Annotated in this window: 29 protein-coding genes and 1 tRNA gene; 17 read left to right on the top strand and 13 right to left on the bottom strand. The window is 68.3% G+C overall.

From position 1 onward, the window contains the following. Window positions 1-59 precede the first annotated feature (59 nt). Window positions 60-254: a helix-turn-helix domain-containing protein gene (locus K6T84_RS06685; RefSeq protein ID WP_225401193.1), complete on the bottom strand. Its 195-nt coding sequence runs from the start codon at window positions 252-254 to the stop codon at window positions 60-62. 108 nt (window positions 255-362) lie between these two features. On the opposite strand from K6T84_RS06685, the gene K6T84_RS06680 reads away from it, so the two are divergent. Both K6T84_RS06680 and K6T84_RS06675 read left to right on the top strand, forming a co-directional pair. Beyond that, window positions 363-926 (top strand): helix-turn-helix domain-containing protein, encoded by a 564-nt coding sequence (locus K6T84_RS06680; protein WP_329786660.1) that lies wholly within the window; start codon window positions 363-365, stop codon window positions 924-926. Then, a complete protein-coding gene (locus K6T84_RS06675; protein ID WP_225401195.1) occupies window positions 919-2118 on the top strand; it encodes a tyrosine-type recombinase/integrase in 1200 nt (399 codons plus the stop codon). The genes K6T84_RS06680 and K6T84_RS06675 overlap by 8 nt, the downstream gene beginning before the upstream one ends. 82 nt (window positions 2119-2200) lie before the next feature. On the opposite strand, the gene K6T84_RS06670 is transcribed toward K6T84_RS06675, so the two are convergent. After that, a tRNA-Gly gene (locus K6T84_RS06670) sits at window positions 2201-2271 on the bottom strand. 134 nt (window positions 2272-2405) lie between these two features. Between K6T84_RS06670 and dcd the strand changes: the two genes are divergently transcribed. The 7 genes from dcd (at window position 2406) to K6T84_RS06635 (ending at window position 8708) form a co-directional block, all read left to right on the top strand. Then, window positions 2406-2978, top strand: coding sequence for a dCTP deaminase (gene dcd, locus K6T84_RS06665; RefSeq protein WP_225401196.1), 573 nt, complete (start codon window positions 2406-2408; stop codon window positions 2976-2978). Window positions 2979-3055: 77 nt separating this feature from the next. Further along, window positions 3056-4525: a DUF7159 family protein gene (locus tag K6T84_RS06660; protein ID WP_225401197.1), complete on the top strand. Its 1470-nt coding sequence runs from the start codon at window positions 3056-3058 to the stop codon at window positions 4523-4525. A gap of 67 nt (window positions 4526-4592) precedes the next feature. Then, entirely contained in the window at window positions 4593-6326 is a 1734-nt protein-coding gene (locus tag K6T84_RS06655; RefSeq protein WP_225401198.1) for a DUF7159 family protein, read from the top strand. Between the two features lie 29 nt (window positions 6327-6355). Further along, window positions 6356-7105: a maleylpyruvate isomerase family mycothiol-dependent enzyme gene (locus tag K6T84_RS06650; protein ID WP_225401199.1), complete on the top strand. Its 750-nt coding sequence runs from the start codon at window positions 6356-6358 to the stop codon at window positions 7103-7105. Window positions 7106-7133: 28 nt separating this feature from the next. After that, window positions 7134-7493: a nuclear transport factor 2 family protein gene (locus tag K6T84_RS06645; RefSeq protein ID WP_225401200.1), complete on the top strand. Its 360-nt coding sequence runs from the start codon at window positions 7134-7136 to the stop codon at window positions 7491-7493. Window positions 7494-7511: 18 nt separating this feature from the next. Beyond that, entirely contained in the window at window positions 7512-8378 is an 867-nt protein-coding gene (gene rfbA / locus K6T84_RS06640) for a glucose-1-phosphate thymidylyltransferase RfbA (RefSeq protein WP_225401201.1), read from the top strand. A 48-nt stretch (window positions 8379-8426) separates the two neighbouring features. Continuing rightward, window positions 8427-8708, top strand: a complete 282-nt coding sequence (locus tag K6T84_RS06635; RefSeq protein WP_225401202.1) for an Mtp family mycobacterial-type pilin — start codon at window positions 8427-8429, stop codon at window positions 8706-8708. Here the strand turns inward: K6T84_RS06635 and K6T84_RS06630 are convergent, their stop codons facing one another. Beyond that, the gene (locus tag K6T84_RS06630; RefSeq protein WP_225401203.1) at window positions 8709-9347 is read right to left on the bottom strand and encodes a TetR/AcrR family transcriptional regulator; all 639 of its coding nucleotides are present in this window, start codon (window positions 9345-9347) and stop codon (window positions 8709-8711) included. It lies immediately after the preceding gene. A gap of 67 nt (window positions 9348-9414) precedes the next feature. On the opposite strand from K6T84_RS06630, the gene K6T84_RS06625 reads away from it, so the two are divergent. Both K6T84_RS06625 and K6T84_RS06620 read left to right on the top strand, forming a co-directional pair. After that, window positions 9415-10860, top strand: coding sequence for a carotenoid oxygenase family protein (locus tag K6T84_RS06625; protein ID WP_225401204.1), 1446 nt, complete (start codon window positions 9415-9417; stop codon window positions 10858-10860). A 10-nt stretch (window positions 10861-10870) separates the two neighbouring features. Then, the gene (locus K6T84_RS06620; RefSeq protein ID WP_225401205.1) at window positions 10871-11302 is read left to right on the top strand and encodes a DUF1707 domain-containing protein; all 432 of its coding nucleotides are present in this window, start codon (window positions 10871-10873) and stop codon (window positions 11300-11302) included. On the opposite strand, the gene K6T84_RS06615 is transcribed toward K6T84_RS06620, so the two are convergent. The 6 genes from K6T84_RS06615 to K6T84_RS06590 all read right to left on the bottom strand — a co-directional run bounded on the left by K6T84_RS06615 (window position 11292) and on the right by K6T84_RS06590 (window position 17615). Then, the gene (locus K6T84_RS06615; protein WP_225401206.1) at window positions 11292-11687 is read right to left on the bottom strand and encodes a type II toxin-antitoxin system VapC family toxin; all 396 of its coding nucleotides are present in this window, start codon (window positions 11685-11687) and stop codon (window positions 11292-11294) included. The two genes, K6T84_RS06620 and K6T84_RS06615, sit on opposite strands and share 11 nt — an antisense overlap. 37 nt (window positions 11688-11724) lie before the next feature. Then, the gene (locus K6T84_RS06610) at window positions 11725-11955 is read right to left on the bottom strand and encodes a FitA-like ribbon-helix-helix domain-containing protein (RefSeq protein WP_225401207.1); all 231 of its coding nucleotides are present in this window, start codon (window positions 11953-11955) and stop codon (window positions 11725-11727) included. A gap of 169 nt (window positions 11956-12124) precedes the next feature. Beyond that, window positions 12125-13426, bottom strand: coding sequence for a pyridoxal phosphate-dependent aminotransferase (locus tag K6T84_RS06605; protein ID WP_304621307.1), 1302 nt, complete (start codon window positions 13424-13426; stop codon window positions 12125-12127). Between the two features lie 64 nt (window positions 13427-13490). Further along, window positions 13491-16325, bottom strand: coding sequence for a (Fe-S)-binding protein (locus K6T84_RS06600; protein WP_225401946.1), 2835 nt, complete (start codon window positions 16323-16325; stop codon window positions 13491-13493). Window positions 16326-16556: 231 nt separating this feature from the next. Further along, a complete protein-coding gene (locus K6T84_RS06595; RefSeq protein ID WP_225401208.1) occupies window positions 16557-17183 on the bottom strand; it encodes a hypothetical protein in 627 nt (208 codons plus the stop codon). Window positions 17184-17237: 54 nt separating this feature from the next. Next, window positions 17238-17615, bottom strand: coding sequence for a DUF3054 domain-containing protein (locus K6T84_RS06590; protein ID WP_224864155.1), 378 nt, complete (start codon window positions 17613-17615; stop codon window positions 17238-17240). Between the two features lie 29 nt (window positions 17616-17644). Between K6T84_RS06590 and K6T84_RS06585 the strand changes: the two genes are divergently transcribed. After that, window positions 17645-18103 (top strand): hypothetical protein, encoded by a 459-nt coding sequence (locus K6T84_RS06585; RefSeq protein ID WP_224864156.1) that lies wholly within the window; start codon window positions 17645-17647, stop codon window positions 18101-18103. Window positions 18104-18347: 244 nt separating this feature from the next. Here the strand turns inward: K6T84_RS06585 and K6T84_RS06580 are convergent, their stop codons facing one another. The 4 genes from K6T84_RS06580 to K6T84_RS06565 form a co-directional block, all read right to left on the bottom strand. Next, window positions 18348-18923, bottom strand: coding sequence for a hypothetical protein (locus K6T84_RS06580; protein ID WP_408066063.1), 576 nt, complete (start codon window positions 18921-18923; stop codon window positions 18348-18350). A 109-nt stretch (window positions 18924-19032) separates the two neighbouring features. Beyond that, complete coding sequence (locus K6T84_RS06575; RefSeq protein ID WP_225401210.1) at window positions 19033-19215, bottom strand: hypothetical protein; 183 nt, start codon at window positions 19213-19215, stop codon at window positions 19033-19035. A 14-nt stretch (window positions 19216-19229) separates the two neighbouring features. Continuing rightward, on the bottom strand, window positions 19230-20714 hold the full coding sequence (locus tag K6T84_RS06570; RefSeq protein ID WP_225401211.1) for an amino acid permease: 1485 nt from the start codon (window positions 20712-20714) through the stop codon (window positions 19230-19232). 76 nt (window positions 20715-20790) lie between these two features. Next, window positions 20791-21270: a winged helix-turn-helix transcriptional regulator gene (locus tag K6T84_RS06565; RefSeq protein WP_225401212.1), complete on the bottom strand. Its 480-nt coding sequence runs from the start codon at window positions 21268-21270 to the stop codon at window positions 20791-20793. A gap of 94 nt (window positions 21271-21364) precedes the next feature. Here K6T84_RS06565 and K6T84_RS06560 point away from each other — a divergent pair, with 94 nt between their 5' ends. The 5 genes from K6T84_RS06560 (at window position 21365) to K6T84_RS06540 (ending at window position 26571) form a co-directional block, all read left to right on the top strand. Then, window positions 21365-22552, top strand: coding sequence for a thiolase family protein (locus tag K6T84_RS06560; protein ID WP_225401213.1), 1188 nt, complete (start codon window positions 21365-21367; stop codon window positions 22550-22552). A gap of 15 nt (window positions 22553-22567) precedes the next feature. Further along, window positions 22568-23545, top strand: a complete 978-nt coding sequence (locus K6T84_RS06555) for a nitrilase-related carbon-nitrogen hydrolase (RefSeq protein ID WP_225401214.1) — start codon at window positions 22568-22570, stop codon at window positions 23543-23545. Then, window positions 23532-24032, top strand: a complete 501-nt coding sequence (locus tag K6T84_RS06550) for a DUF302 domain-containing protein (RefSeq protein WP_225401215.1) — start codon at window positions 23532-23534, stop codon at window positions 24030-24032. The genes K6T84_RS06555 and K6T84_RS06550 overlap by 14 nt, the downstream gene beginning before the upstream one ends. After that, window positions 24029-24640, top strand: coding sequence for an NAD-dependent epimerase/dehydratase family protein (locus K6T84_RS06545; RefSeq protein WP_225401216.1), 612 nt, complete (start codon window positions 24029-24031; stop codon window positions 24638-24640). Before K6T84_RS06550 ends, K6T84_RS06545 begins: the two co-directional genes overlap by 4 nt. 188 nt (window positions 24641-24828) lie before the next feature. Then, window positions 24829-26571: a PE family protein gene (locus K6T84_RS06540; protein WP_304621309.1), complete on the top strand. Its 1743-nt coding sequence runs from the start codon at window positions 24829-24831 to the stop codon at window positions 26569-26571. Window positions 26572-26646 lie beyond the last annotated feature (75 nt).

The raw sequence follows: 26646 nt of genomic DNA, 5'->3' as shown, positions 1-26646 counted from the left end.
TGCGGTCGTCGTCGACGATTCCGAGGTCGGCGTGATCGGCCTGCGGGTAGGCGCGCATGTCAGGCCACGCTGGTGGTATCGATGCGGCTGACGAAATCGCTGATAGCGGTCTCACTTACGAGCCGTCGACGACCAACCTTGCAGCTGTGTAGTTGGCCGGTTCGGATCAGCTTGAACACGGACGACCGACCGATGCTGAGTCGCGCCATGACGGCGTCGACATTGTGAAGCTGGACCGCTGCGATATCGGACATGATGACTCCTTGCTCTAGAATAGATCACCTGGGATCGTGATGTGAATCGTTACCGAGCGTACGAGTGCGTGTGCTTGAATGCAAGGGTTTCCATGGAAGAATGACGCAATGCCGAGCATTGACGAAGCAGCGAAGACCTGGCAGATGGAGCTGGCCGGAAGGGTCGGTGTGGCCGTCCAGGCGGCCCGCAAAGCCGCCGGTATGACAGCCGTTCAGCTATCTCAGCGGACCCGAGATCTGGGGTTTCCGGTTTCACGAGCGGCGATCAGCAAGATCGAGGCGAACGTGCGAGCCGGAAAGCTCGATGTGTCCGAGCTTCTGGTACTTGCTGCGGCCCTTGATGTTCCACCGCTCGCGCTGTTGTTCCCTGACCTGCCGGCCGGTCGGGTCGAGATGCTTCCCGACCAGGATGTGTCGAGCCTGGAGGCGTTCCTGTGGGCGAGCGGCCTGGAGGTTGATAAGCGTCAGACGTCGGGGTCGCGGCTGGTGAAAGCGGTCATGGAGCGTCGCGCGGCACTGGCTCGGTTCTATGTGGCCGACTCACTCATCAGCGTGGGGACCGACGACGCGACCCGGATCGCGGCGGCGACGGATGAGCGAGATATCGCACGCGCCGACGTCGATCGCAACGAGGCGATCATCCGGGATTGCGGCGGGGTGCTCGATGCCTAGGCAGCGGATGCGGCCCGGTGAGTACGGCAAGATCACCGATCGCGTCGTTAGGCAGGAATTGCCGAACGGCAAAGCTCGGGAAATCTTCTACGCCACAACGTATTTGCGGCTCCATAGTGGGAAGCTGCGGGAGCGTGAGGCGTCGTCGGGTAAGTCGGCCGAGGACGCCCGGCGGGAGCTGAAGCGCCGCATCGCTGACGAACTCGAAGCCGGGGAACCCACGGGCGTAATCGACCGGACCACCACCCTGTCGGAGTTGTTCGCGGCGTGGCTGCCGGCCAAGATCGCCGAGGACCGGATCGGGGAGCGCACCGTGACCCTCTACAGGGACACGTGGCGGCTGCACGGTGAACCGTGGGGCGGTGACCTACGGATCGCGGAACTGACGACCAGCCGAGCCGACGCGCATCTGAAGGCGCTGCCGTCGTCGGCCGCGATCTACCTGCGGATCATCCTGTCGGGCATGTACAGCCTGGCGGCCCGGTTCGATGTGGTGAAGCACAACCCGATCCGCGAGACCAAGACCGCGAAGCAGGAACGCAAGCCGGCGCGCGCTCTCACCGGGATCGAACTCGAGCAGGTGCGTCGGGCTGTCGAGGTGTGGTGCGGGCGCAAGGGTCCAGGTCCGCGGCGCGGTCTGATGCTGCCGGTGTTCGTGGAACTGCTCGCGGCGACCGGGGTGCGGCCGGGCGAAGTGCTGGCGATCGAATGGGATGAGGTCGACCTGCTCGCCGTACCGCCGACCGTCACCGTCTCCGGGACCGTGCAGGACGCGGGACGGGTGGCCGGCAAGCCGCTGCACCGGCAGGACCGCCGCAAGGGCGACGCGCCGCCGCACACGGTGACACTGCCGAAGTTCGGCGCCCAGGTGCTCACTGACCTGTACGCGGTCACCGGCCCGACCGGCACGGTGCTGAAGAACCGGGACGGCGGCCTGGTGAGCCTGTCCAATATCCGGTCGTCGCTGCGGGAAGCGCTCGCGCCGCATGAGGATCTGCGGTGGGTGACTCCGCACAGCTTCCGCCGGTCGGTGGCCACCGTGGTGCGGGACGGGCTCGGCGTCGAGGCTGCCCAGCAGCAGCTCTCGCACGCCCAGCTCGCGACCACCGAAGGGCACTATGTGCAGCGGGTGACGGCGGGGCCGGATACCCGCGCTGTGCTGGAGGAATGGGCCAGCAAAGGGACTGGCTGACCCAATTTACGGGGAAAATACGGGATTTGGCGGGGTCGAGTTTGCTAGCAAACTTCAGAAAGGCTCTGACCTGCATGAATTGAGCCGATGACGGGAATCGAACCCGCGTATTCAGCTTGGGAAGCTGATGTTCTGCCATTGAACTACATCGGCGTTGGTGCGCTAGCAGGCTAGCATCCAGGCTCGCCTCCTCCGGCGATAGTGCGGAATCGTTGGCCGAACCGCGATCTTGCCGACGAATCCGCACACTCGGCGGCGAAACGGCGCGCAGCGGATACGCTCGTGCGGTGCTGCTCTCCGATCGCGATCTGCGGGCCGAAATCGCCTCCGGCCGGCTGGGCATCGACCCCTTCGACGACGCCCTGGTCCAGCCCTCCAGCGTGGACGTCCGCCTCGACAGCCTGTTCCGGGTGTTCAACAACACCCGCTACACCCACATCGATCCCGCGAAGCAGCAGGACGAGCTGACCACGCTGGTCGAGCCGAAGGACGGCGAGCCGTTCGTGCTGCATCCCGGCGAGTTCGTGCTGGGCTCCACCCTGGAGTGCTGCACGCTGCCGGAGGATCTGGCCGGCCGGCTCGAGGGCAAGTCGAGCCTGGGGCGCCTGGGCTTGCTCACCCACTCCACCGCGGGTTTCATCGATCCGGGCTTCTCCGGACACATCACCTTGGAGCTGTCCAACGTCGCGAATCTGCCGATCACGTTGTGGCCGGGGATGAAGATCGGCCAGCTGTGTCTGCTGCGGCTGACCTCTCCGGCGGAGCACCCGTATGGCAGCACGAGGGTAGGGTCGAAATATCAGGGCCAGCGCGGGCCGACGCCGTCCCGCTCGTACCAGAACTTCATCAAGTCCGGTTAGCCCTCGGATGTGACGGCCGCCTCGCGGCTGCGATGAAGCCGGTACCGGCACGGCCGATCAGCAGCAGGGGAGGTTTTGTGGACATCGTTCTCGGGGTGTCGATGGCGCCCTCGACGGTCCGGATGGTGTTACTGGAGGGCGAGAACGCCGACGGCGTCACCGTGGATCACGACGACATCGCCATCGCCGCCGGCACGCACACCGGACCGCAGCGGGTGGTCTCCGCCATCCTGGGCACCCGTGAAGGAGCTCGAGAGGGCGGCTACCAGCTCAGTTCGACAGGCGTGACCTGGACCGATCCTGCTGACGCGGCCGAGCTGCGTGAGGCTTTGGCAGGCCACAAGGTCGAGAACGTGATGCTGGTGTCGGCGTTCCTGGCCGCTGCGGCACTGGCCCAGGCGGTGGGCAGCGCAACCCGCTACGCCCACACGGCCCTGCTGTTCGTCGAACCCGAGGCGGCGACGCTGGCGGTGGTCAGCTCCGACGACGGCTCGATCGCCGAGATCCGTCGTCAGCCGCTGTCGCGCGACGACGATCGAGCGGTCAGTGAGCTGACCGAGCTGGCCGCCGGCGCCCAACAGCTGCCGTCGCGACCAGACGGGCTGTTCGTGGTGGGCTCCGAGGTCAACGTGGCGATGATCAAACCCGAGCTGGACAAGGCCAGCGAGCTGCCGGTGATCGCTCCCGAGGAACCGGACATGGCGCTGGCCCGCGGAGCGGCGCTGGCCAGTGCACACGCGCCGCTGTTCTCCTCATCGACCCGGGCGCTGGCCTGGGCGCAGGACCCGGGCACCGGCGCGCTGGGCGCGGGGCTGGTCAGTGCGGGGTACGCCTACGTCGCGGGCGGCGAGGTCGACTACAACGCCACGTCCGACAACGAGCCACTGGCCTACAGTGCGGTGCCGGACTTCGGTGACAGCGGATTCATGCCCGTGTTGGCCCCAGAAGTCGACAACCCCGAGCTGGTCGATTCCCGGCTGCTGGACTTCAGCACCGCGGCGCTGCCCCGCCGCGAACGCAAGTCGATGCTGGTCACCGGCGCGGTGGCTGCACTGTTCGTGGTCGGGGTGGTCGGGTTGGCGATAGCGCTGGCCATGGGCATGCGCTCGGCCGATGACCACAAGCCCGACGTGCGCGCCAACGTCGTCACCCACCAGGCGCCGCCCCCGCCGAAGGCCGTGGTTCCGCCACCGGCCCCGGAGGCGCCACCCGCTCCGGAGGCCCCACCCGCGCCGGCCGAGGTGCCGGCTCCGCGAGCCGCCGTCCCGGCGCCGGCCCCGATCGCCCCGGCGCCGGCCCCGCCTCCGCCGGCTCTTCCGCCTCCGGTGATCCCGAACCTGCAGATCCCGGGGCTGCCCGGCGGCCCGCCGCTGTTCCCCGCACCGCCGCGTGGCGGGGGACACGGTGGCGGCCGCGGCGACGACGACGGCTGGGGTGACTGGGGCCACGGCGGTTGGGGCGGTGGTCATGGACGTGGTGGCGGCGGTGGTCACGGCCATGGTGGCGGCGGGATACCCGGCCTGAAGATCCCCGGCCTGCACTTCTGAGTGGGGATTTATCCCGGGCAGACATAAGATGGGCTAATCAATCGCCGACCGTGACGGAGGAGGTGCGGTGGACATCGTCTTAGGCGTGTCGACGGCACCGCCGTCGGTTCGCATGGTGCTGATCGAAGGGGAGAACGCCGGCGGCGTCACCGTCGACGAAGACGGCTTCGAGGTCGACGGCGGCATCGTGACGTTCCCCGAGCGGGTGGTGTCGGCGATCCTGGGCACCCAGGAGAGCGCGCAGCAGGGCGGCTACCGCCTGGCGTCCACCGGCGTGACCGTGGCCGACCAGGTGCAGGCGGGCCAGCTGCGTGACGCGCTGGCCGACCGGCGGGTCGAGAATGTGATGCTGGTGTCGGCCTTCCTGGCCGCGGCCGCTCTGGCGCAGACTGTCGGCGGGGCCATCGGCTACGAGCGGACCGCGCTCATGTTCATCGAGCCCGACAAGGCGACCCTGGCCGTCGTCGACTCCTCCGACGGCTCGGTCACCGAGCTGCACCGGGTGTCGTTGCCCGCCGATGACGTCGCCGCCGTCGGTGAGTTGACCGCGCTGGCCGCCCAGGCCGGCCGGCTCGCGTCCCGGCCCGAGGGTCTGTTCGTGGTCGGATCCGGGGTCAACGTCGAGGTGGTCAAGCCCGAGTTGGACGCGGCCAGCCCGCTGCCGGTCAGTGTGCCCGAGGAACCGGAGACGGCACTGGCGCGAGGTGCGGCGTTGGCCAGTGCCCATGCGCCGCTGTTCGATTCGTCGACCTCGGCACTGGCGTGGGCACGCGATCCGGGCACCGGCATGCTCGATCCGGAGTTGGTGGCACTGGGCTACGCCCACCTGGCCGGCGGTGGTGCCACGGATTACGACGCCACCAACGGGGAGCAGGCACTGGCCTACAGCCAGGTCGCCGACGACAGTGGCTACCTGGACTTCACCGTCGACGACACCACCGGCAGCATCGACGAGGACTACCCGCCGAGCACCGGCATGCGGCTGTTCGACGACATCGAGGCGCCCCGGCAGCGTCGGCCCTTCCTGCTGGCCGGCAGCGGGCTGGCGGCGTTCTTCGTCGTCGGGGTGGCCAGTCTGGCCGTCGCGCTGGCGGTCACCATCCGGCCGACCGCCGCGGATCATCCGGTCCCCGGCAAGAACATCATCGTACCGACTCAGGAGGCGCCGGTGATGGCGCCCATCGTGCCGCCGGCCCCGGCGGCGCCGGCCCCGCAGGCACCCGCTCCGGCTCCGGCGGCCCCCGCGCCGGTGGTTCGGGCGCCCGCGGCGAATCCGCCTGCGGCCCCCGCCCCGGTGGTTCCCGCTCCGGCTGCGCCGGCCCCGGCGGCTCCCGCACCGATACCGATCCCGGTGCCGGTCCAGATCCCTGCGCCCGCACCCGTCGTACCTCAGGCACCCGCCCCGGTGAAGCAACCCGACCTGCCGTCGATCTTCAACCCGCCCAAGCAGAGTCCGCCCAAGCAGAGTCCGCCCAAGAACGACAAACCGTCGTGGCTGCCCGGTAACAACGGTGGCGGCAACAAGGACAGCAACCCGTCGTGGCTGCCCGGTAACAACGGCGGCGGCAATAAGAACGACAAGCCGTCGTGGCTGCCCGGTAACAACGGCGGCGGCGACGGTGGCAAAAAGGGCGGCAACCCGAACCCGTGGCTGCCCGGTAACAGCGGCGGGGGCAACAACAACCCGTGGCTGCCCGGGCTCGGTGGCGGCAACAGCGGCGGTTCGTGGTTCCCCGGCTTCGGCGGCGGCGGCGGTGGCGGCGGCCACGGTGGTGGCGGGCACGGCGGTTGGCCCTTCTGAGCCGGGTCCGAATCCACTAGCCTGACGGCGTGGACTACGCCTCAGCGTTACTTGATGAGACCCGTGCCCTCGGTGAACTGGTCCGCGCTGGTGATCCCGCGCTGCCGATCCCGACCTGCCCCGAGTGGAACCTCACCCAACTGTTCCGGCACGTGGGCCGCGGACATCGTTGGGCTGCACAGATCGTCGGCGACCGGATGGACCGTCCCCTGGACCCCCGCGACGTCGTCGGCGGCAAACCGCCCGCCGACACCGACGGGGCGATCGCCTGGCTGAACGACGGCGCGCTGCTGCTGCTCGACGCCGTTGCGCAGGTCGGACCCGACAACCCCGCATGGACGTTTCTCGGGCCCCGCCCGTCGGTGTGGTGGGTGCGCCGCCGCCTGCACGAGGCGACCGTGCACCGTGCCGACGTCGAGCTGGCTCGCGGCGCCGAGTTCACGATCGCACCGGCGCTGGCCGCTGACGGGATCGACGAGTGGCTCGACCTGATCACCGTGCGGCTCAGTCAGAATGAGCAGCCGCTGGCCGACGGCGTCAGCGTGCACCTGCACGCCACCGACGACAGCGTGGGCCCGGTCGGGGAGTGGACGATCAGCCGGTCCGGCGGTGCGGTGACCTGGGCGCATGAGCACGGCAAGTCATCGGTGGCGCTGCGCGGCCCGGTGCGCGACCTGTTCGTGGCGATGATGCGCCGGGTTCCGGTGGCCGACACCGGCATCGCGATGTTCGGCGACGCCGCGGTGTGGCAGAACTGGCTCGACCACACCGCGTTCTGACGCCGCGGCACACGGTAGTTTGCATCCCATGAGCACATCGGAGATCGCGACAGTCCTGGCCTGGCATGACGCCCTGGCCGCCGGCGACCTGGACACTTTGGAGAAGCTGTCCAGCGAGGACATCGAGGTGGCTGACGCCGGCGGTGCCGAGCAGGGCCGTCAGGCATTGCGGCGGTGGGCCGCTTCGGTGAGGCCGAGCAGTTCGCTCGGACAGATGTATGTCCACCACGGTGTGGTGGTCGCCGAGCTGACACCGGCCGGGGCGAGTTCGGCGGAGGGGGTTGCGTTCCGGGTGGTGCACGATCACGTCACCGCGGTGTTCCGCCACGAGAATCTCGCTGAAGCGCTGTCCGCCACGGACCTCACCGAGGCTGATCGGGTCGACTGACGGGTTACGCTCGACGTCATGCGCGGGATCATCCTGGCCGGCGGCTCAGGAACCCGGCTGCATCCGATCACGATGGGCGTCAGCAAGCAGTTGCTGCCGGTCTATGACAAGCCGCTGGTCTACTACCCGCTGTGCACCCTGATGCTCGCGGGTATCCGCGACATCCAGGTGATCACCACCGGCCCCGACGCGCCGGCCTTTGCGCGGCTATTGGGCGATGGCAGCGCTTTCGGTGTCGATATCTCCTATGCGGTCCAGGAACAGCCCGACGGACTGGCTCGGGCTTTCGTGATCGGTGCCGAGCACATCGGCAGCGAATCTGTCGCATTGGTGTTGGGGGACAACATCTTCTACGGACCGGGGTTGGGGACCAGTCTGCGTCAGCACCAGACCGTCTCCGGGGCGGTTGTGTTCGCGTACTGGATGGCCGACCCGTCGGCGTACGGAGTGGTCGAGTTCGACGCCGGCGGCACTGCGGTGTCGGTCATGGAAAAACCCGCAGTTCCCAAGTCCCACTATGCGATTCCTGGCCTGTACTTCTACGACAACGACGTCGTCGAGATCGCCCGGAGCTTGAAGCCTTCCGCACGCGGTGAATACGAGGTCACTGATATCAACCAGGCCTACCTCGACCAAGGCCGGCTCAGCGTCCAGACGCTGGCCCGCGGCACCGCTTGGCTGGACACCGGAACGTTCGACTCGCTACTGGACGCCGGGGACTACGTCCGCACCATCGAGCGTCGCCAGGGCCTCAAGATCGGCATCCCTGAAGAGGTGGCCTGGCGGATGGGGTTCATCGACGACACGCAACTGGAAGCACGGGCGGAGACGCTGGGCAAGTCGGGCTACGGGGATTACCTGCTGGGGCTTTTGCGGCGTCGGTGAAAACACGGTTGCCTTCCGTTGAGCAGACGGCGGTGGTAGAAATCGGACATGGACAGGGCGATCCGGATCGTGGTGGCGGCAGGTATTTCTGCGACGACGTTGGGGCTCGCCGGGCTCAGTACCGCGGGTGCCGCCCAGGCCGAACCGCGCTATCACTGGTGCCCCGGTGAGCAGTGGAGCGCGTGGATGGGCCTCAACTGGAACGGCAGCTATTGCCACGACAACCACTATCTCGACAACGTGCCGCACGACCCCGAGCACTGGAACGGCGAGGGTGCGTTCGATCCGAGCTTCCCGGTGCGGCCGCCCGGCAACTACTTCCCCCGGTAGCTAGGTGCCGCCGGCACCCCTTTCGGTGGCGCGCCGCAGCGACTGTTCGGCTCGCTGCCGATCGTCGCCCATCCCGACGAACATGTCGATCGTCATCGGGCCCAGGATGTGGGTGAGCGCGCGACCGTCGTGCCCGAACGTTCCGACGATTTCGAGCAGCACGATGCCGTGCACCATGCTCCACGCCCGCCCGGCCACATCCAGCACGTCGTCGCCGCGGATCCGGCCGGTGTCGATCAGCCGCTGCACGGCGGTGACCAATTGGCCGAATGTGGCTGAGGCAACGGGCATCTCGTTGGTCGGCGCGTGGAACGACTGGGGTGAGGCCAGACCGAACATCAGCCGATACCGTTGCGGGCTGGCCAGCGCGAACTCCCGGTAGGCGCAACCCATCAGCAGGAAATCGGCCATCGGATCGTCGGTCACCGGTACCGACCCCAGCGCTTGACCGAACCGCTCGAACGACGCAGCGACGATCGCTTCCAGCAGGCCGTTCATCCCGCCGAAGTGCGTGTAGACGGCCATGGTCGAGGCCCCGATCTCGGCCGCCACCTTGCGGGCTTGCAACGCCTCGGGGCCGACGCTGTCCAGCAGTCGGGTACCGGCCTCGATCAGGCGCTCACGCGGGCTCGAATTCACCCTTGCCATGCTGCCATAACAGTGTTATACATGTCGACATAACATCGTTATGGCCAGGAGGCGCCCGATGACCAACCCCTACCTTCAGGGCGGTTTCGCCCCGATCGCGCAGGAATACACCCTCACCCACCTCGCGGTGACCGGGACCATCCCGGACTACCTGGACGGGCGCTACCTGCGCAACGGACCAAATCCCGTCGGGGAGCTCGATCCGGCGACCTACCACTGGTTCATCGGCGACGGAATGGTCCACGGCGTGCGGATTCGCGACGGCAAGGCGGAGTGGTACCGCAACCGCTACGTTCGTGGACCTCAGACCGCGGCGGCGCTGGGTGAGCAGCCGCGGCCGGGCCGGCACGCCGGGGCGTCAGGGATCGGCGCCAACACCAACGTGATCGGCCACGCCGGTCGCACGTTCGCGCTCATCGAGGGTGGCATCTCCTGCTACGAGCTGACCGACGAACTCGACACCGTCGGCGTCTGCGACTTCGACGGCACGCTGCCGGGCGGCTACACCGCGCACCCCAAGCGTGACCCGGACACCGGTGAGCTGCATGCGGTGTCCTACTCGTTCGCCCGCGGCAACACCGTGCAGTATTCGGTGATCGGCACCGACGGCCGGGCCCGGCGAGCGGTGGACATCGAGGTGACCGGCTCGCCGATGATGCACGACTTCTCGCTGACCGAGAAGCATGTCGTCTTCTACGACCTGCCGGTGACGTTCGATGCGCAACAGGTCGCCCAAGGCATCGCACCACCCGGGCTGCGACTGCCGGTCCGGCTGATTCTGAACGCGCTGATCGGCAGGGTGCGTATCCCCGACCCGCTCACGGCCCGACTGCCGCGCCGCGACCGCGACCCCCGGACGATGCCTTACCGGTGGAACCCGAAATACCCGGCGCGGGTTGGGGTTATGCCCCGCGAGGGTGGTAACGGCGGCGTTCGGTGGTTCGACGTGGAACCGTGCTACGTGTTCCACCCGATGAATGCCTACGACGAGGGGGACACGGTGGTACTCGACGTGGTGCGGCACCCGAAGATGTTCGACACCGAGATGCGCGGCCCCGCCGAAGGTCTGCCCACCATGGAACGCTGGACGGTGGACCTGGCCGACGGCAAGGTTCGCGAGTCCCGGTTCGACGATCGCGGCCAGGAGTTCCCGCGGGTGGACGAACGTCGGGTCGGTAAACGGCACCGATTCGGGTATGCGGTGGGCATCGGCAATGGCGTGGTGCCGGAAGGGACGTTGCTCAAGCACGACCTGGTCGGCGGGACGACAGCGACCCGATCATTCGGCGATGGAAAACAGTTGGGCGAGTTCGTCTTCCATCCAGCCGCCACCGATGCCGCCGAAGATGACGGGGTGCTGATGGGCTTTGTCTACGACACCGCGGCAGATCGCAGCGCGCTGGCGATCCTGGACGCATCGACGATGGAGGACGTCGCCAGTATCGCCTTGCCGCACCGGGTTCCCGCCGGGTTCCACGGCAACTGGGTGCCGGCCGGGCAGTGAGGAGATCGACATGACTACCACCGTTGTGCGCGTGGGCGATCCGGAGCGGGAACGAACCGCCGCCCGGCTCGGGCAGGCGTTCACCCAGGGGTACCTCTCGATGCAGGAGTATGAGACCCGACTGGGCGGGGCCTTCGAGGCTCAGACCGCCGAGGCGCTGGGTGATCTGGTCGCCGACCTGCCCGTCGAGCGGATCAGACGGCAGGACCCGCAACGTCGCGCGGCGCGGAACGCCGCTGCCCGGCGGGCGGCCCGGATTCACCTGGGCGTCTACCTGGCGGTGTCTGCGCTGATGATCGGCATCTGGCTGGTGACCGCCGCCGCCACCGGCGAGTGGTACTTCTGGCCGGTGTGGCCGATCTTCGGCTGGGGGATCGGGGTGGTGTCTCACGCGATTCCCGTCCGCGCGTGTGGAGTTCGCGTTGGGCCCGTCACCCGATGACGCGGATTGTGCAACGCGGACCGGGGGCGGCAGCTAACCGTCCATCGGCGGTGAGCAGCTCACACTTGAGGGCCTCGGCGAGTGCGACGTAGCACCCGTCATAAGCGCTGACGTTCGCCCGTAGTTCGACCGCGCGCCGGACCAGGCGCCGCGTCGGGACGCGCTCGAAGTCCATCTGGAGTAGATGGGTGACTGCCGTGTTCAGACGCTCTTCGGTGAGGGTGCGTTGCAGCCAGCGCTTGCGCAATACCGCGACCGTCTCGACGTCGATCAAGTCTGGCGCGGAGATTTCGCCCCCGGCCCGAATCTCGCTGCGGGCGAGGTCCCCATCGGCGGCGTCGTCGGCCAGGGCATTGGCCAGGATGCAGGCGTCGACGACGATCATTTGACGATGGCCGAGGGTGAGCGCCGGGGCCGGCTGGTCACTCCCTTGCCCGGTCCTCGGCCAGGTCGGCCACAGCAGTCTTCAGGCCGACCTGGCCTCCGTGCTGCGTTTCGACTTCTTCGAGGATCTCGCTGACCGATCGACGTTCGGCCAGGTCGCGCAGTTCGACGGCCAGGTATTGCTGCAGGGACTGGTGACGGCGCTCGGCTTTGCGCTGCAGGGCAGCGTGGACGTCGTCGGGGACGTCGCGGACCAGAACGTTGGGCATGCTTTCATTATGCTTGCACTTGCTTGGCGCTGCAAGCAGCAGGCCTACGGTCGGTTTTTGCCGCCTTATGCTTTGCGCACCATGGTTTTCGACTGACCACCGCCGAGTGGCAATCTGACGACGCAACAAGCCGATTGGGCGTCGTGGGATCACCTTTCGCGCCGAAGAACTAAGCGCGGTAGCCGACCAGGAAGTTGCCCAGCCGTTCGATGGCGTTGGCCAGATCACGTGCCCACGGCAGCGTGACGATGCGCAGGTGATCCGGTGCAGGCCAGTTGAATCCGGTGCCCTGGGTGACCAGGATCTTCTCCTGCAGCAGCAGGTCGAGGACCAGGTGCTCGTCGCTCTCGATCGGATAGACCTCGGGGTCCAGACGGGGGAACGCGTACAGCGCCCCGCGCGGCTTGGTGCAGCTGACTCCCGGAATCTCGTTGAGCTTCTTCCAGGCGACGTCACGCTGTTCCAGCAGGCGACCACCCGGCAGTACCAGTTCGTCGATGCTCTGGTGGCCGCCCAACGCCACCTGAATGGCATGCTGGGCAGGAACATTCGGGCACAGCCGCATGCTTGCCAGCAGGTTGATGCCCTCCAGGAAACTGGTCGCGTGCTCCTTGGGTCCGGTGATCACCACCCAGCCGGAGCGGTAGCCGGCCACCCGGTAGGCCTTCGACAGGCCGTTGAAGGTCAGGCACAGCAGGTCCGGCGCCAGGGCAGCCAGATTGATGTGCTCGGCGTCGTCGTAGAGGATCTTGTCGTAGATCTCGTCGGCCAGTAGCAGCAGTTGATGCTTGCGGGCCAACTCGACGATCTGGCTGAGCACTTCCCGGCTGTAGACCGCGCCGGTCGGATTGTTCGGGTTGATCACCACCAGCGCCTTGGTGCGCTCGGTGATCTTGGATTCCATGTCGGCGATGTCGGGTTGCCAGCCCTGGGTCTCGTCGCACAGATAGTGCACCGGCGTGCCCCCGGCCAGTGACGTCGTGGCCGTCCACAACGGATAGTCCGGCGCCGGGATCAGCACCTCGTCGCCGTTGTCCAGCAGCGCCTGCAGCACCATGGAGATCAGCTCGGACACCCCGTTGCCCAGATAGACGTCGTCGACGTCGAAGCGGGGGAAATCCTCGATGAGTTCGTAGCGGGTCACCACGGCGCGACGTGCCGGAAGGATGCCCTGGGAGTCCGAGTAGCCCTGCGCGTAGGGCAGCGCCTGGATCATGTCCCGCATGATCACGTCGGGTGCGTCGAAGCCGAACGGCGCAGGGTTGCCGATGTTGAGCTTGAGGATGCGGTGGCCTTCGGCCTCCATCCGGGCGGCTTGGTCGTGGATCGGACCGCGGATCTCGTAGAGGACGTCCTGCAGTTTGGTCGACTGCGCGAACGTGCGTTGGCGGTGCGGACCGCCGGTGGCGGGCCACGGCATCTGAGGCGCCTGATGAGTGGTCACGCTGTCAATGCTCCCACAACTGTCCAATGAAAATTTGCCTGAGAAACAAGTTGGGGCCGTATGTGCACGCACACGGCCCCAACCCGTTATCTCAGTGTTTGCCCGGTGGGCGTGCGCCGCGGGCGATCCCGAGCCCCTTGACCGGAGCCTGCTCGGCGGCCGGAGCGGCCGGCTCGGCGGGCGCCGCCGGTTCAGCCGGCGCCGCCGGTTCTGCCGGTGTTGCCTCGGCGGCAGGGGCGGGCTCAGCGGCCGGTGCCGCCGGAGCGGCTGCCGGGGCGGCCTTCTTGGCGCCGGGCTTGCGGGCACCTGCCGCCATCCCGAGGCCCACGACCGGGGCCGCGGGTGCTGCCGGTGCGGCGGGTGCCGCCTCGGCCGGAGCCGCCGGAGCCGCGCTTGCCTCCGCTGCCGGGGCGGCCGCCGGTGCTGCACTGGCCTCGGCCGCCGGGGCCGCTGCCTTTTTGGCGCCGGGACGCTTGGCGCCGCCGGCCATCCCCAGGCCCTTGACCGGCGCTGCGGGGGCCGCGCTTGCCTCCGCTGCCGGAGCCGCGGCCTTCTTGGCGCCGGGACGCTTGGCGCCGCCGGCCATCCCCAACCCGGTGACGGGCTTGGTGGCCGCCGGGGCGGCTGCGGCGGCGGGCTTCTCCAGCGTCTGGACGGCCGCAGCCGCGGGTGCGGCCTGCTCGACCTTCTTCGGCCCTGCCTCGGCGGCCCTGGCGGCGGCGGTTCCCTTGGCGGGCAACGTCACTCCGGTCAGGTCCAGCGAGTCCAGCAGGATCTGGGCGATGTCGCGGACGTCCACACCGGTACGGCCAGAGGCCTCGATGCGGTCGTCGAGACCGTCGCTGATCATCACCCGGCAGAACGGGCACGCGGTGGCGATGGTGGTGGCACCGGTGGCCAGCGCCTCGTCGACTCGGTCGTGGTTCACCCGCTTGCCGATGTGTTCTTCCATCCACATCCGCGCCCCGCCTGCGCCGCAGCAGAACGAGCGGTCGCGGTTACGCGGCATCTCGATCAGGTTGGCGCCCGCGGCCGTCACGAGCTCACGCGGCGGCTCGTAGACCTTGTTGTGCCGGCCCAGGAAGCACGGGTCGTGGTAGGTGACGTCCCGCGACATCGGGGTCACCGGCACGAGCCGCTTGTCCCGGATCAGCCGGTTGAGGACCTGGCTGTGGTGCAGCACGGTGTACTCACTGCCCAGCTGCGGGTATTCCCGCGAGATGGTGTTGAAGCAGTGCGGACAGCTGGCGATGATCTTGCGGTCCGGCTTGTCGAGGCCCTCGAACACCTCGTTGAGCATCTCGACGTTCTGGCTGGCCAGCTGCTGGAACAGGAACTCGTTGCCGGAACGACGGGCCGGGTCACCGGTGCAGGTCTCGCCGGTGCCCAGCACCAGGAACTTCACGCCGGCGGCGGCCAGCAGTTCCGCGGTCGCCTTGGTGGTCTTCTTGGCGCGGTCCTCATAGGCGCCCGCGCAGCCCACCCAGAACAGGTACTCGAACCCGTCGAAGCTGTCGACGTCCTGGCCGTAGACCGGAATGTCGAAGCTGAGCTCATCGATCCAGCTGGTGCGCTCGCTGTTGTTCTGCCCCCACGGGTTGCCCTTGTTCTCCAGGTTCTTGAACAGCACGGCCAGCTCGGACGGGAACTCCGATTCGACCAGCACCTGGTAGCGGCGCATGTCGACGATGTGGTCGATGTGCTCGATGTCGACCGGGCACTGCTCGACGCAGGCGCCGCAGTTGGTGCAGGACCACAGCACGTCGGGGTCGATCACACCGCCCTGCTCGGCGGTGCCCACCAGCGGGCGTGCGGCCTGCTCGGGGCCGGAGCCGCCGATACGCTCAAAACCCTTCTCCGGCACGTGATGTCCGGCCAGCGGCTCGGCGCCGGCCAGGTCGACGTCACCCTCGGGCATCGGCTTGTCACCGAGCAGGTAGGGCGCCTTGGCCATCCAGTGGTCGCGCAGGTCCATGATGAGCAGCTTCGGGCTGAGCGGCTTGCCGGTGTTCCAGGCCGGGCACTGCGACTGGCATCGCCCGCACTCGGTGCAGGTGGCGAAGTCGAGCATGCCCTTCCAGGAGAAGTCTTCGATCTTGCCGCGGCCGAACACCGCGTCCTCGGGCGGGTTGTCGAAGTCCAGCGCCTCGCCCTCGTACTCGATCGGCAGCAGCGGGCCCAGGCCGTTGGGCAGCCGCTTGAAGGTGACGTTGACGGGCGCCAGGAAGATGTGCAGGTGCTTGGAGTGCAGCACGATCAGCAGGAAGCCCAGTGCCACCGCGACGTGCAGCAGCAGCGCGGCGGTCTCGATGGTCTCGTTGGCGGCGAGCCCCAGCGGCTCCATGACCTTGCCCATCAGGTGCGACAGGTAGGCGCCCTTGCCGTAGGGCAGGCTGCCGGTGTTGACCGCGGCGCCGCGCAGCAGCAGGAAGGTCCACACGACGTTGAGGATCATCACCAGGATCAGCCAGGCGCCGCCGTTGTGCGAGCCGTAGAACCGCGATGACCGGCCGTGCTCGGTCGGGTTGCGCAGGACCCGGATGATCATGAACACGACGATCGACAGCGTGACGGCGGTGATGAAGAAGTCCTGCATGAAGCCCAAGAAGTCCCAGTGGCCGATGATCGGGATCGCGAAGTGCGCGTCGAACATCTGGCCGTAGGCCTCGATGTACACGGTGATCAGGACGAAGAACGCCCACATGGTGAAGAAGTGGGCGATACCGGGGATCGACCACTTCAGCAGCTTGGCCTGACCGGCGACCTCACGGATCTGGGTCCACACCCGGGTCTTGACGTCGGTGGTCCGCTCGGCGCCGACCTTCACGCCCGACATCACCAGGCGGTAGAGCCAGAACACCCGGCGTGCGGCCAGCAGGCCGACGAACGCCGTCATGGACAGGCCGACCACCAGCCTGATCAGCATCTGGACATTTTCGGTCACGGAGCGTCCCTCCCATCCACAAGTTACCAATCAGTAACTTAGCTATGGTTACTGACGGGTAACTTACCGCCAATCTTGTGCAATAGCTGCTCAAGCCCTACTCGGTCGCCCATAGTGCCACCCCGGTCCCGCCCAGCGTGACGCAGGTTGGCCTAACTGTATCGGCCGGCGACCATTTGGTTGGGCTTTCGCACTGGTGGCGCTAGGGGCGGTTCACAGTCCCGGCGGCAGCGGAATCACGATCTCCGAGGGTCGCGTTGGCGCAGGGTTCGTGGTGGTGGGGGCCGGGGCCGCTGTGGTGGTCGGAGCCGCTGTGGTCGACGGGGCCGTTGTGGTCACCGGGGTGGTGGAGGTCGGCGACTGCGTGGTGGTCTCCGAACTGGTCGGGGTCTCGGTCGTCGGCTCGGTCGTCGTCTCGGCCGTGGTGGCAGGAGGGGCGTTCTCGTCGGTGGTGGCAGGAGCGGCGGGCTCCGGGGCCGGCGCGGCGGGTTCGCCGGTGGGCTCTTCGGAGGGGGCGGCCGTGGTGGCGGAGACCGACGTCGTCGTCGTTGTCGTACCGTGCTCGTCGCTCTTGTTGGCCAGGCGAACCATGCTCCACACCAGCGCTGCGATCAGCAGCGCCGTCAGCACACCCAGGCCGACCAGCGACAACGGGCGCAGGTACCACGGGGTAGGCGGCGGCGGTTCGGGTGACGGCGGCTGTGACCAGTCCGGCCGCTGTCCGGTGGGCTCGCGGTACTCGCTGTAGCCGACCGGCTCCTTGTATTCGCTGCCCCCGCGGTAGTCGAAATCGGCCATCTGGGTCGGTTCGTTGTTGGGGTCGTCCGGCGTTCGCTCCACGCGTACCGATGGTAGGTGCCGCGGCTGACGAAACCCCGCGACGACACCTGACGGCTAACTGTGCCCAGCCCCCGCCCGTCGCGCAACGAGCCCGAACGCCGCGCGCCAGCCGAGTAGCAACACGCCGGTCACCGTCGACGCCACCACGACGAAACTGCCCGCCACGGCCGCTGATGTCAGCGCGCGCAGCAGCATGCCGACCGCCACGGTCGACACCCACACGATGACGCCGGTCGGCATCACCGCGGTGGGCCGCCGCCAGCCTTGCGAGACCAGCCAACCCAGCACGGTGCCGCTAAGAAACGGCCAGGAGGTGCCCGCCAAACCGGCCAGGCTGATGCCTTCGTCGTGGCTGTGCCGGCCGAGGGCGCAGAAGACCAATACGGCCACCACGTCGATGCCGAGCCAGGCAGGTCGGTGCTGGGGTTGCATAGGGCCCGACCTACCGGTGCGGCGGCAGGGTGATCACGGTCGGAATCTCGGGGACCTTCGGGATCGGCGGAATGGTGATCACCGAGGGCAGCGACGGCAGACGGTGGTGGTGCTCCGGCGGCGCGCTGGGAGCCGGTGTTGCCGGGCCGGCGGGCGGTTTCGGCGCCGGTGCCTGCCCGGTCTGGTTGGGCGGCGGCGCGGCGGTGGTGCTGCTGGTCGCGCTGGAGCTGCTGGTGGTGCTGGATGTGCTCGACGACGAGCTGGTGGTGCTCGACGTGCTCGACGAGCTGCTGGCCGGACTGGTGCTGCCGCCACCGGGGCCGCGACTGGTCAGCTGGATGATGCCCCAGATCACCAGTGACAGCATCACCGCGATCAGCCCGACCCAGGCGATCAGCACCGGCTTGCGGCGGAACCAGGGCAGCGGCAGTTGCCCGACCGGGTCGGTCGGGGTGTCCGTGGGCGGCTGTTCGAACTGCTGGTTGTAGGCGGCGTATTGGGTCGGCATGTCGGCGGGCCGGTAGCCGGGATTGCCCGGCTGGCCTGGGCCGGCGGGACCGAGCGGGGCCGGCGGGGGTCCGGGCCGCTGTGGCCCGCTCTGGCGGTGCCGAATGGACTGGGTGGGGTCGCTGCTGGGGCCGCCGGGACCGCTGCTGGGACCCTCTGAAGATCCGAATCGCGCCATTCCACCGAGAGTAACGGAAACCGCCCAGCGATGAATGAACCCAGATGTCAGAACGTCTCGACGTTGTCGATGCTGACGAACATGCCGTGGCCGGTGCGGTCGTTGGTGAAGCGGGTGCCGTTGGTGTCAGCGGTGATTCGCCAGTCCAGCGCCTGGTAGGTCTGGTAGTCGATGGTGACGACCGGGATGTCGCCGAGGTTGCCGAGCACCCACTGCACGGTGCCGTCGGAGCTGACGCTGACGCCGTTGGCGTGCATGCCGTTCTTGAGCGGGCTGTTGGTGAACTCGGCCTCGCACTCGACCAGCCGCGCCGAGATCTGGCAGCGGGTTCGGCCGGATTTCGTCTCGATGAACACGTAGCCGTTCTCGGTGGGGGGCAGCTGCTCGGCGTCGGAGGGTTTGCGGGGAGTGGTCGAGGTCGGAGGCTTGGTCGGGGCCGTGCTCGACGGTGGTGGTGGCGTGCTGGATCGGGGTGGCCGAAACGACGGCTCCGGCGGGCCGGCGCCCGGAACGGCGGTCGGGTGGCCGTCGACGGTGGAACTGCAGCCGGCCAGCAGCAGCGCCGCAGCCAGCGTCAGCTGCGCGCCGAGCCTCCTCGGTGTTATCTGATCCGACAACCGCACCTGATCCCCCGCCGATATTGATTGACGCCAAGGGTACGCACGTTGTGACGCGAGTGGCTGCGGTGACGCGCGGGTCGGCGTCGATGGGCAGGCGTCGGTCAGGAGACGGTCAGGAAAGGTCCCGGAACACCAAGGCGAAGCCCGCGCCGGCCGTGACGGCGGCAAGTCCGTAGCCGAGCGCCGACCACCATCCGGCGTGCAGGTAGGCGGTGATCGCCACTACCGCGATGGCGCAGAAGATCAACACCATTCCGTAGAGCGGCGGCTTGGCGGCGTATCTGTTGCGGGCCATGTCTTTTCGGCCTTCTACTCGTCGGGTTCCGCCTGTGCTGACACAGCGGTTGGCTGCTCGGGATCAGCCGGAATGGGCGGCGTGGCCGCGGCGGCGGCCCGCCCGCGTGCCAGGAACCAGCCGATGATCAGTGCCGGCGCGCCGATGAGCACCGCGGCCCGGATCCAGGTGCCGTACTCGGGGTCGAACAGCATCAGGACCACCACGGCGGCCAGGAACATCAAAGTGGCGTATCCGCTGTAGGGGGCCAGCGGCATCTGGAATCCGGGCCGCTGCAGTTGCCCGGTCTTGGTCAGGTGGAAGAACCGCAGTTGACAGGCCACGATCGTGGACCACGCGGCCACCACTCCCAGGGCGGCGATGTTGAGCACGATTTCGAAGGCGTGCTCCGGTATCACCGCATTGAGCGCGACCCCGAACAGGCCGATTCCTCCGGTCAGCAGAATCCCGCCGTAGGGCACACCGTTTCGCGACAGCGGTGCGGTGAATTTCGGCCCGCTGCCGTTGACCGCCATCGACCGCAGAATCCGGCCGGTGGAGTACAGCCCGGCGTTGAGGCTGGAGAACGCCGCGGTCAGCACCACCAGGTTCATCAGGCCGCCGGCCCCGGTGAAACCGATCTTGGAGAAGAACGTCACGAACGGGCTCTCGCCGTGCCGGTAGGCGGTGTAGGGCAGCAGCAGTGCCAGCAGTACCACCGACCCGATGTAGAAGACGGCGATGCGGGCCACCACGGAGTTGATCGCGCGCGGCATGATCTTCTCCGGCTCGGCGGTCTCACCCGCCGCGGTGCCGACCAGTTCGACTGCGGCGTAGGAGAACACCACGCCCGAGGTGACCAGCACCAGCGGCAGAATCCCGGTCGGCAGGAAACCGCCGTTCTCACCCCACAGGTGCAGGCCGGTGTCCTGCCCGTCGACCTGGAAGCGCCCACCCAGAAAGATCGTCCCGATGACCAGGAACGTCATCAGCGCAACCACTTTGATCAGTGCCGCCCAGAACTCCAACTCGCCGAAGAGCTTCACCGAGATCAGGTTCATCGCCACCACCGCGACCAGAGCGGTCAGCGCCAAGGTCCACTGCGGAAACATGCGGAACGCGCCCCAATAGTGGAAGTAGGTCGCGATCGCGGTGGTGTCCACGATGCCGGTCATCGACCAGTTGAGGAAGTACAGCCAGCCCGCGACGAAAGCTGTTTTCTCTCCGAAGAATTCCCGCGCGTACGACACGAACGACCCCGACGCCGGACGGTGCAGCACCAGTTCGCCCAGTGCCCGCAGGATGAAGAACACGAAGACGCCGCAGATCCCGTAGACCAGAAACAGGGCGGGTCCGGCCTCATGGAGTCGCCGTCCGGCTCCCAGGAACAGCCCCGTTCCGATCGCCCCGCCGATCGCGATCATCTGCACCTGTCGGGGGGACAAGCCCTTGTGGTAGCCCTCGTCTTCGCGGGCCAGTGCCGCTGAGGAGGTCAGGTGGCGGTCGGGGGCTTGGGACATCGGTGCAGGGTAACCCACCGAGAGACCGACGGCGGGTTTGAGCGGTATGGCTGCCGGGGCGGAAACGGCGGGCGGTTCAGGTGGTGCCCGGCCCGACTGCTTCCGCGCCGAGTTCGTCGGGCTGGATCCGGTGGCCCTCGGCGCAACGGATCTCTACCGCTGCGTCGGCGCCGCAGCCCAGGTGCGTCAGACGCAGTCGTCCGCGGTTGGGCAGGTGGCGCTGCCCCCACTGAAACATCGCCCACACCACCGGCATGAAATCGATACCGGCCTCGGTCAGGACGTATTCGTCGCGGCTGCGCTTGCCGGGCTCGCGGTAGGGCCGGCGGGCCAGTAGGCCCAGGTCGACGAGTTCGGCGAGCCGGGTTGCGGTCGCGGCCTTGGTGATACCCACCCGCTGGGCGAAATCGTCGAACCTGGTGGTGCCGTAGTAGGCCTCGCGCATGACGAGCATCGCCGATTTGGTGCCGACAACGGCCATGGTCTTTTCGACCGGGCACTCACCGACCGCCGACCAGGACTCGCGGTCGGCGAGTGGTCCTTGCAGAAACGTCATCCCGTTCCACCTCACCTCTGAGTTGACTCAACTATACCCAGAGTGTATAGCTGGATATAGAACACAATACCCAGCAAGAGAGTGAGGATGCGCGATGACCCGATACCAAGGTCGCGACGCCGTCATCGTCGGCGCCGTCCGCACCCCGATCGGCAAAGGCAAACCCGGCGGTGCGCTGCACGGCGTCCTGCCCGCCGACCTGCTCGCGCACAGCCTGCGCGAGTTGGTGCGACGAACCGGAATCGACCCGGCGCAGGTGGATGACGTCATCGCCGGCGCCGTCACGCAGGTGGGCGACCAGGCCCTCAACATCGGACGTAATGCCCTGCTGGGCGCGGGTTTCCCCGATTCGGTCCCCGGCACCACCATTGACCGGCAGTGCGGCAGCAGCCAGCAGGCCATCAGCTTCGCGGCCCAGGGTGTACTGGCCGGCGCCTACGACGTCGTCGTCGCCGCCGGGGTGGAGTCGATGAGCCGCGTCCCGATGGGCGCCTCGGTGCTACCCGGCAGCAAGCCCTTCGGCGACGACATGGCGCGCCGCTACCCCGACGGACTGGTGCCGCAGGGCATCAGTGCCGAGCTGATCACCGCCCGATGGGGCTTCTCCCGGGCTCAACTCGATGAATTCTCCGCCGCCAGCCACGAAAAGGCGGCAGTGGCCACCAAGGGCGGGCTGTTCGACGACGAACTCGCCCCGCTCGCCGGCCTGGACACCGACGAGATCATCCGACCCGGCACCAGCGTCGAGTCCTTGGCGGCATTGCGGCCTGCGTTCTACGACGAGGCGATGAACGCCCGCTTCCCGCAGATCACCTGGGCCATCACGGCCGGCAACTCGTCGCCACTGTCCGACGGAAGCGCGGCCCTGCTGATCACCAGCGGTGAGGCTGCCCGGCAGCTCGGCCTGCGGCCACTCGCCCGAATCCACACCGCCACCGTGGTGGGCTCGGATCCGCTCTACATGCTCACCGGGGTCGTCCCGGCGACCGAGAAGGTGTTACGCCGCGCCGGGCTGGCACTGGCCGATATCGACCTGTTCGAGGTCAACGAGGCGTTCGCCCCGGTGGTGTTGGCCTGGGCCGCAGAAACCGGCGCCGACCTGGCGAAGACGAACGTCAACGGCGGCGCCATCGCGATCGGGCACCCGTTGGGCGCCAGCGGGGCCCGCCTGATGACAACCCTGGTCAACGCGTTGCGGCACAACGGAAAACGATATGGCCTCCAGACCATGTGCGAAGGCGGCGGAATGGCCAACGCCACCATCATCGAGCGTCTCGACTAGAGAAGGAAGTCGACAATGAATGCAGTTCGAGCTGCCGCCGTGCAGATCAGCCCGGTGCTGTACAGCCGGGAAGGGACCGTCGCGCGGGTGATCGCCAAGATCGAGCAGCTCTCGCGCCAGGGCGTGCAGTTCGCGACGTTCCCGGAGACCGCGATCCCCTATTACCCCTACTTCGCGTTCGTGCAGCGTCCGTTCGAGATGCGGCCGCAACACCTCACACTGATGGAGCAGGCCGTCACGATCCCGTCGCCGGAGATCGATGCGATCGGTGCGGCGGCCCGGCAGGCCGAAATGGTGGTGTCCGTCGGCGTGACCGAGCGCGACGGTGGGTCGCTGTACAACACCCAGCTGCTCTTCGACGCCGACGGCAGCCTCCTGCAGCGCCGGCGCAAGATCATGCCGACCTATCACGAACGGATGGTGTGGGGGCAGGGCGACGGCACCGGACTGCGGGCCGTCGACAGCGCGGTCGGTCGGGTCGGGCAGCTGGCCTGCTGGGAGCACTACATCCCGTTGGGCCGCTACGCCTTGATCGCCGATGGTGAGCAGATCCACGCGGGCATGTGGCCCGGGTCGTTCGCCGGCGACCTGTTCGCGCAGCAGGCCGAGATCAGCGTGCGCAATCACGCCCTGGAGGCGGCCGCCTTCGTGGTGAATGCCACAGCCTGGTTGGACGCCGACCAGCAGGCGCAGATCATGGCCGACACCGGATGCCCGATCGGCCCCATCTCGGGCGGCTGCTTCACCGCGATCATCTCCCCGCACGGCGAACTGCTCGGCGACCCCGTGCGCTCCGGTGAGGGTGAGGTGATCGCCGATCTGGACTTCTCGGTGATCGATGCCCGCAAGTCGCAGATGGACGCGGCCGGCCACTACAGCCGCCCCGACCTGCTGAGCCTGCTGGTGGACCGCACCCCGCGGGCGCATGTCCGTGACCGCTTCGAAGGGCCGCCGGCCATCGATGTCGAGGAGCCGGACTATGTCGCAGTCTGAACCACTCGAGATCCGCTTCACCGGAGTCCGGGTGCGCTACGAGAGCGCGAAGAGTTACGACGAGCTGGTGGCCGCGCTGCTCGCCGACGTCGGCGATCAGCCGGTTCCGATCGATGATTACCCGAAGGATTTCGACAGTTGGGAATCCTATCGAACCAAAGTCGAATCCCACGTCGGTGCAAGTGGATTCATGCTCTTCACGACGTTCGACCATGGCGGCTGGATCACGAAGGCCGGCATCGATCGGCAGGTGTTGCGGGTCATCATCGGCAACCCGCTGATCGCGATCACGATGTTGCGTCACGACCTGACCGCGGGCCTGTTCGCGCCGGTGGAGTTGTTGCTGGTCGGTGAGCATCACGGCAGCAGCCTGACCTACGTGAAGCCGTCGTCGCTGATGGTCGTCGACGACAACCCCGCACTGTTGGCGGCCGCCGAAGAGCTCGATGCCAAGTTGGCCGCGCTGGCCGCGAAGGTCACGGCATGACAGGCGCCGCCCCGGCAACGCGGCGGCGCGTCTTCTTCGCAGGTGCGTCGGGCGTCATCGGTGCTCGCCTGGTGCCGATGCTCGTCGCCGCCGGCCACACCGTCGGCGCCATGACGCGATCGGCCGAGAAAGCCGACGGGCTGGCCTCGTTGGGGGCGCAACCGATCGTCTGCGACGTCTTCGACCGCCCGGCTCTGACCGGGGCGGTCCGTTCTTTCGCGCCCGACGTGCTGCTGCATCAGCTGACCGACCTGCCCGACGCCCTGGCCGACCTGCCCGAGGAGTCGCTGGTGAATGCTCGAATTCGGGCCGAGGGCACCCGCAATCTCATCGACGCACTGGACCCGTCGAACCCGGCCAAGATCGTTGCCCAAAGCGTCGCGTGGACCATGCGCCCGGGCCCGGAAGCCGACGCGGTCGACCTGCTGGAGGAGGCGGTGCTCGCTGCGAGCGGGGTGGTCCTGCGCTATGGGCTGTTCTACGGGCCCGGCACCTACTACCCGCAGGACCTTCCGGCGGCGCCACGCGTGCACATCGACACCGCCGCGGCGCGCACCGTGAAAGCCCTCGACGCGCGCCCGGGCATCGTGACGGTCATCGATCGCTGATCGGTCCGGGTGTCCCCGGCGGACTGGGCTTTCGAACATGACACGACAGCGGCAGAGCCGTTGGTCGGGCCGGTCCGCGATGACCCACGCGCTACGTTGCCGCTGCTAGGGAACCTGTTTGATTCTATCAATAATCATGTTAACTTTTAGAGATTCAGCTGTTTCTAAGTTCAATTAGGGAGAACCACATGGCCAACTCACACCGCACCAGCCACGCCGTCGGGGCACGCCGACGCAACCGGGCGACGGGCACCGGCGCCTCGCTGGCAGCCTTTCTGGCACTGGGCATGAGCCCGCTGGCCGGGGTGCCGACAGCACACGCGGACTTGGACGACCTGTTCGACATCGTCTCCACCGACCTGTTCGGCATGGGGGCCGACGACATCAGTCTTCTCAGCGGCGCGGACACGCTGGAGGTCTTCGGGAACCTGCACGCCGACCTGCAGGGCTGGCTTGGTGACGCCGGGAACTCCGACCTGATCAGCTCGATCAACGAGCCGTGGATCGCACTGTTCGGGCGTGGCCTGATCGGCAACGGCATCCAGATCGGTGACGACGGCTGGGACGGCAGCAACGACGCGATCTTCGGTGCGCTGGGACTCGGGGACCGCCACGACGGCGGCCTGCTCTTCGGTGACGGCGCCGCTGGACTGACCGGCGGGACCGTCATCGGCGGTGTCTCGATTGGCGACGGTGGCCTCGACGGTGGTGGTACCGGCCTGTTCGGGTTCGGTGGAGCAGGTGGTGACGGCGTCAACGGCGGTACCGGCGGTGACGGCGGCGACGGCGGCTGGCTCTACGGCAACGGCGGTGACGGTGGTGCCGGCGGGGCGGGCAGCGACACCGCAGGTCCCGGCACCGGCGGAAACGGCGGCGCCGGTGGGGGCTTCGGCGACGGCGGCAACGGCGGAGTGGGTGGCCTCGGGGCGTCCGGTGCCGATGGCGCAGTCGGGGGTCTGGGCAGCTTCGGCAATGACGGCACCGGCAGTGGCACCGGCGGTCACGGCGGCGATGGCAAGTCCGGCCTGACGGGCGGCACCGGCGGCAACGGCGGCGCCGGCGGGCGGTTCGGCGGTGACGGCGGCAACGGCGGTGCCGGTGGGACCGGCGGCACTGCCGGGGTTGGTGGTGCCGGCGGTGGTGGTGCCAGCGGCACGGCTGACCACAACGAGGGCGGCAACGGCGGCGACGGCGGTGCGGGCGGAGACGGTGGTGCCGGCGGCAACGGGGGCAAGGGCGGTGTAGCCACCGCCGGCACCGCCGGTGTCGAAGGTGCCATCGGCGATGCCGGCGCGGCCGGGCACGGCGGCACCGGGGGGACCGGTGGAATCTCGGACGGATTCTTCAAGCACGCCGGCACCGGCGGTGCCGGCGGAGCGGGCGGATCCAGCGGCGGCGGCGTCGGCGGCAACGGCGGGACCGGTGCGTTGGGTGGGTTCGGAGCCGGCGGCGGCGGTGGCGGTGGCGGCGGGGCCGGTAACGGAGCGGGCAGCGTGGGCGGCCACGGCGGCGACGGCGGCGCCGGCGGCGGCAGCCGCCAGATTCTCGGCAACGCCGGGCCGGCGAGCGGCGGGGCCGGTGGCACCGGAGGCGACGGCATCGCCGGCGGTACCGGCGGCAACGGTGGCAATGGCGGTAAGGGCGGCGGCAACTTCTCCGCCGGTGGTGACGGCGGCGACGGTGGTAACGGCACCGGCGTCAACGCAACTGGTGGCGCCGGAGGTGCCGGCGGTGCCGGCGGCGGCCAGAACTCCCACGGCGGCGACGGCGGTGACGGCGGTGATGGCACCGGCGCCGACAGCATCGGCGGTGCCGGCGGCAGCGGCGGAGCGGGCGCCGCTCAGAACTCGGGAGGTGGCGCCGGTGGCCACGGCGGCGACGCGACCGCCGGCCAGACCGGCACTGCCGGCGTGGACGGTGCAAACGGTTAGCGAAACCGGGTATGGCCGATGCCGTCGACACCGTCGGCGGCATCGGCCATGTCGTCAGTGTTTGCGCTGGATAAG

Source organism: Mycobacterium zoologicum, assembly GCF_020181635.2.
In the GTDB taxonomy this organism is placed as follows: domain Bacteria; phylum Actinomycetota; class Actinomycetes; order Mycobacteriales; family Mycobacteriaceae; genus Mycobacterium; species Mycobacterium zoologicum.
This window is presented reverse-complemented; position numbering and strand designations above follow the sequence as displayed.

Bases quoted from the DNA above. Each gene is read 5' to 3' on its own strand.
- K6T84_RS06685 (WP_225401193.1), bottom strand. From the start codon at position 254: ATGTCCGATATCGCAGCGGTCCAGCTTCACAATGTCGACGCCGTCATG.
- K6T84_RS06680 (WP_329786660.1), top strand. From the start codon at position 363: ATGCCGAGCATTGACGAAGCAGCGAAGACCTGGCAGATGGAGCTGGCC.
- K6T84_RS06675 (WP_225401195.1), top strand. From the start codon at position 919: ATGCCTAGGCAGCGGATGCGGCCCGGTGAGTACGGCAAGATCACCGAT.
- K6T84_RS06645 (WP_225401200.1), top strand. From the start codon at position 7,134: ATGAGCACATCGGAGATCGCGACAGTCCTGGCCTGGCATGACGCCCTG.
- rfbA (WP_225401201.1), top strand. From the start codon at position 7,512: ATGCGCGGGATCATCCTGGCCGGCGGCTCAGGAACCCGGCTGCATCCG.
- K6T84_RS06635 (WP_225401202.1), top strand. From the start codon at position 8,427: ATGGACAGGGCGATCCGGATCGTGGTGGCGGCAGGTATTTCTGCGACG.
- K6T84_RS06625 (WP_225401204.1), top strand. From the start codon at position 9,415: ATGACCAACCCCTACCTTCAGGGCGGTTTCGCCCCGATCGCGCAGGAA.
- K6T84_RS06620 (WP_225401205.1), top strand. From the start codon at position 10,871: ATGACTACCACCGTTGTGCGCGTGGGCGATCCGGAGCGGGAACGAACC.
- K6T84_RS06615 (WP_225401206.1), bottom strand. From the start codon at position 11,687: ATGATCGTCGTCGACGCCTGCATCCTGGCCAATGCCCTGGCCGACGAC.
- K6T84_RS06610 (WP_225401207.1), bottom strand. From the start codon at position 11,955: ATGCCCAACGTTCTGGTCCGCGACGTCCCCGACGACGTCCACGCTGCC.
- K6T84_RS06600 (WP_225401946.1), bottom strand. From the start codon at position 16,325: ATGCTGATCAGGCTGGTGGTCGGCCTGTCCATGACGGCGTTCGTCGGC.
- K6T84_RS06590 (WP_224864155.1), bottom strand. From the start codon at position 17,615: ATGCAACCCCAGCACCGACCTGCCTGGCTCGGCATCGACGTGGTGGCC.
- K6T84_RS06575 (WP_225401210.1), bottom strand. From the start codon at position 19,215: ATGGCCCGCAACAGATACGCCGCCAAGCCGCCGCTCTACGGAATGGTG.
- K6T84_RS06570 (WP_225401211.1), bottom strand. From the start codon at position 20,714: ATGTCCCAAGCCCCCGACCGCCACCTGACCTCCTCAGCGGCACTGGCC.
- K6T84_RS06565 (WP_225401212.1), bottom strand. From the start codon at position 21,270: ATGACGTTTCTGCAAGGACCACTCGCCGACCGCGAGTCCTGGTCGGCG.
- K6T84_RS06560 (WP_225401213.1), top strand. From the start codon at position 21,365: ATGACCCGATACCAAGGTCGCGACGCCGTCATCGTCGGCGCCGTCCGC.
- K6T84_RS06555 (WP_225401214.1), top strand. From the start codon at position 22,568: ATGAATGCAGTTCGAGCTGCCGCCGTGCAGATCAGCCCGGTGCTGTAC.
- K6T84_RS06550 (WP_225401215.1), top strand. From the start codon at position 23,532: ATGTCGCAGTCTGAACCACTCGAGATCCGCTTCACCGGAGTCCGGGTG.
- K6T84_RS06545 (WP_225401216.1), top strand. From the start codon at position 24,029: ATGACAGGCGCCGCCCCGGCAACGCGGCGGCGCGTCTTCTTCGCAGGT.
- K6T84_RS06540 (WP_304621309.1), top strand. From the start codon at position 24,829: ATGGCCAACTCACACCGCACCAGCCACGCCGTCGGGGCACGCCGACGC.